Here is a 2,658-nt window from a genome sequence, read left to right on the forward strand (position 1 = left end):
CCGGCTGACCGTCATCGACGGCGAAGCCGAACCCGACGACAACTCCCCAACAGCGGAGATCGCCGCATAACATCAACCCGGATCTTCTCGGTGATCGTCTCTTACACCATCACCGTGGACGCGGCCCCTGCCGAGAATTACGTCCGAGCTGGTCAGGCGGCGTGTTCGTACTCGTGCAGGAGGCCGCCGAGCCGATCGCGTCGGCGGATGCGTATCCGGGCGAGCTGGCCAAGGCTGGTGATCGGTTCGGGTAGCGGTGCGGGTGGTCGGGCGTTGGCGATGCCCTGATGTGGATGGTCTGCGTTGTAGAACGTCTAATGGCAGCGCAAGGGACGCCCGTACTCGCGCAGCGCGTGCAGGAGATGTCGCTGGTTCACGATCAGGGTCCGGTCGAGCAGTTCACGGCGGCAGGTCATATCGGCCCACCGACAAGCGCGGCCAGCTCGCTGTCCTCACCAACGACGGTTACGCCCCCGCGGCGCCGCGCCCAGCGCCGGCTGTGTTGCACAGGGGCTGCTGCCACGTGAAGGCGTGCGCTTACCACGGTGATCGCCTGAAAAGCCGTCGCGGGTGGGAGCGGGTGAGGGGATCATGCGAGCATGATCGTGATCCAGCGGGTGCGGGTGCGCTGGGGTTCCGTCGGTCGTGGGGCCGCTGCCGCGACCGCGCGGAGCGGGCTTCCTGAGGTGTACCCGCTGCCGCCCGCCCCCGACGGGTCGCCGGTCGTGCACGACGTCCTCTGCGACGAGGCCACCGACTACCAGCCTTCCAGTCGCGTGGTCGTGGGCGACGACCGCGCCCGGGAGGTCGGGTTGTGGCTGACGACCGCCGCCGATGGGACGGTCACCGTCGACCGGCTGCCCGGATGGGCCGCCTACCCGCGGTGGTGGCGGACCCGGGGACGGCTGTTCACGCTGGCCGCCGGCCAGGTCGGACGGTACCGGGCCAACCTGCGGGCCACCGGCTGTGCCTGCGCGCCGCAGTGGTACTACGAGCAGTGGACTATCCAGGTGGCCAACGCCCCGGCCAGCACGGACCTGTTCCTGCGGGCCCGGCCCGACCGTGACATTGACGAGCGGGTCCACCTCTATGGCGGCAGCCGACGGCGGTCGACAAAGGCGACGGTTCGCTGACAGCCGGGTCCGGTGGCCCATCGCTGCCGCGCTGTCCGCGGGGGCGTGAGGGGGGAAGTGCCTGGTAGTGGTCTGGTGGCCGGCCGAAATTCGGGTGACGCGCCGCCGTGGCCATTGGTAGCGTCGTCGCGGTCATTCGCAGAAGGTCGGGGTGGAAGTCACCGGTGAGGCGTCGGTCGCCGCAGGAGAAGAAGGCGTTGAGCTACGCCCGGGACTGCCGCAACGTCTACGGCGAGAACGACAAGAGCTCGCGCACGAGCATTCGGCGCAACAAGCGGTTCCCGCACCGGGCGAACCGGCGCCACGACCACCAGGCTCTCACCGGGTGTGTCGGCGCCCCCGCCCCGGACGTAGACGAAGCCGTCGAGGTACGCATCCGTGGGCGGCGGCGTGCGTCGTGGCGGAAGTGGCCGGACCTCCCGCTGGGCCTGGTTGTGAAGTCGCGGCGGGTCGGGTGAACGGCGAGCGCCCATCGGTCGCGGTCATGACGCGTCGGCTGCGTCTGCACCGGCGTGCGTGGCGCCACGACGGCCGTCGCTATCAGGTGATGGCGCTGCGGCCGGCGGATCCGGCACGGTACGCCGTCACCATGCACGACCGCTGGACGCTGGTGCGGTCGGACCTGGCCGGTGCGCGGCTGCTGGGCCGGCTGTTGTGGGGCCTGTCCTACCAGCGGCGGCCAGACACGCTGCTGGTGCTCGACCCCGGCCGCATGGTGGCCGATCCCGACGACGGCCGGCCCAGCCCACCGGTGGTGTTCGGGGTGGCCGCCCGCACGGTGCTCGCGCCGTCCGCGGCCCAGGGTCTGAGCCGGCCCGGGCTGTGGAGGTCACGGCCCGCCGGCACGGTCACCTGGAACACCGCCGGATTCCCCACCGGGATGGCCGCCCTCCACGCCTGGCAGGACGACCGGCGGGCCGGGCTGCCGATCCCGGACCGGTACATCCCCACCTACCCGGCCGCGACGATCCATGCCTCACCGGCGGTGGTGACGGTCCTGGCCGTACCGGAGCTCCTGCGACGCTGGGCGACCCTGATCGGCGACGCCGGCGACTATTGGCACCACGACGAGTCGTGCACCGAGCCCGACTGGCAGACCGGGTTCGACGTGCACGCCGTCCGGCACTTCCTCCGGCGGGTGTCGGTGGCACGACGCGCCCGAGCCGAGGTACTGACCTCTCCCGACTGCCCCACCGACCCCACCCTGATCGACGAACGCGTCCGCACCGACGTCGACGCGGTAGCCGCTCGACGACCTGGGCCGTGGGACCCGGCGCCAACCATCACACCCTGAACCCGCGCCATCCGGCCGTCATCCACGGCAGGATCCGGCTCGCGGTAGGGGGAGCGGAATGGGAGCAGCGGGGCGCGTTCAACGGCGCTGAACGGCGTCCGACCGGGCTTAGTGCTCGGTTCCTCTTTGCAGGTGTAGATCGCTTCTGCCGGTGGGATGCTGGTGGGGAGGCGGTCTTTCATGCCGAAGTTGCTGTACGCGCGTCCTCCGAGCGACGTGGAGGAGGAACGC

Annotated in this window: 3 protein-coding genes; all 3 read left to right on the forward strand. The window is 70.9% G+C overall.

The window, feature by feature from the left end; translation table 11 throughout:
- The first annotated feature begins 599 nt into the window (after positions 1 to 599).
- Positions 600 to 1,133, forward strand: a complete 534-nt coding sequence (locus ACNTMW_RS34175; protein ID WP_426638212.1) for a hypothetical protein — start codon at positions 600 to 602, stop codon at positions 1,131 to 1,133.
- A gap of 164 nt (positions 1,134 to 1,297) precedes the next feature.
- The gene (locus tag ACNTMW_RS34180; RefSeq protein WP_426638213.1) at positions 1,298 to 1,591 is read left to right on the forward strand and encodes a hypothetical protein; all 294 of its coding nucleotides are present in this window, start codon (positions 1,298 to 1,300) and stop codon (positions 1,589 to 1,591) included.
- Positions 1,592 to 1,680: 89 nt separating this feature from the next.
- Positions 1,681 to 2,427, forward strand: coding sequence for a hypothetical protein (locus tag ACNTMW_RS34185; RefSeq protein WP_426638214.1), 747 nt, complete (start codon positions 1,681 to 1,683; stop codon positions 2,425 to 2,427).
- Positions 2,428 to 2,658 lie beyond the last annotated feature (231 nt).

The organism is Planosporangium spinosum, from assembly GCF_049999945.1.
GTDB classification, from domain to species: domain Bacteria; phylum Actinomycetota; class Actinomycetes; order Mycobacteriales; family Micromonosporaceae; genus Planosporangium; species Planosporangium spinosum.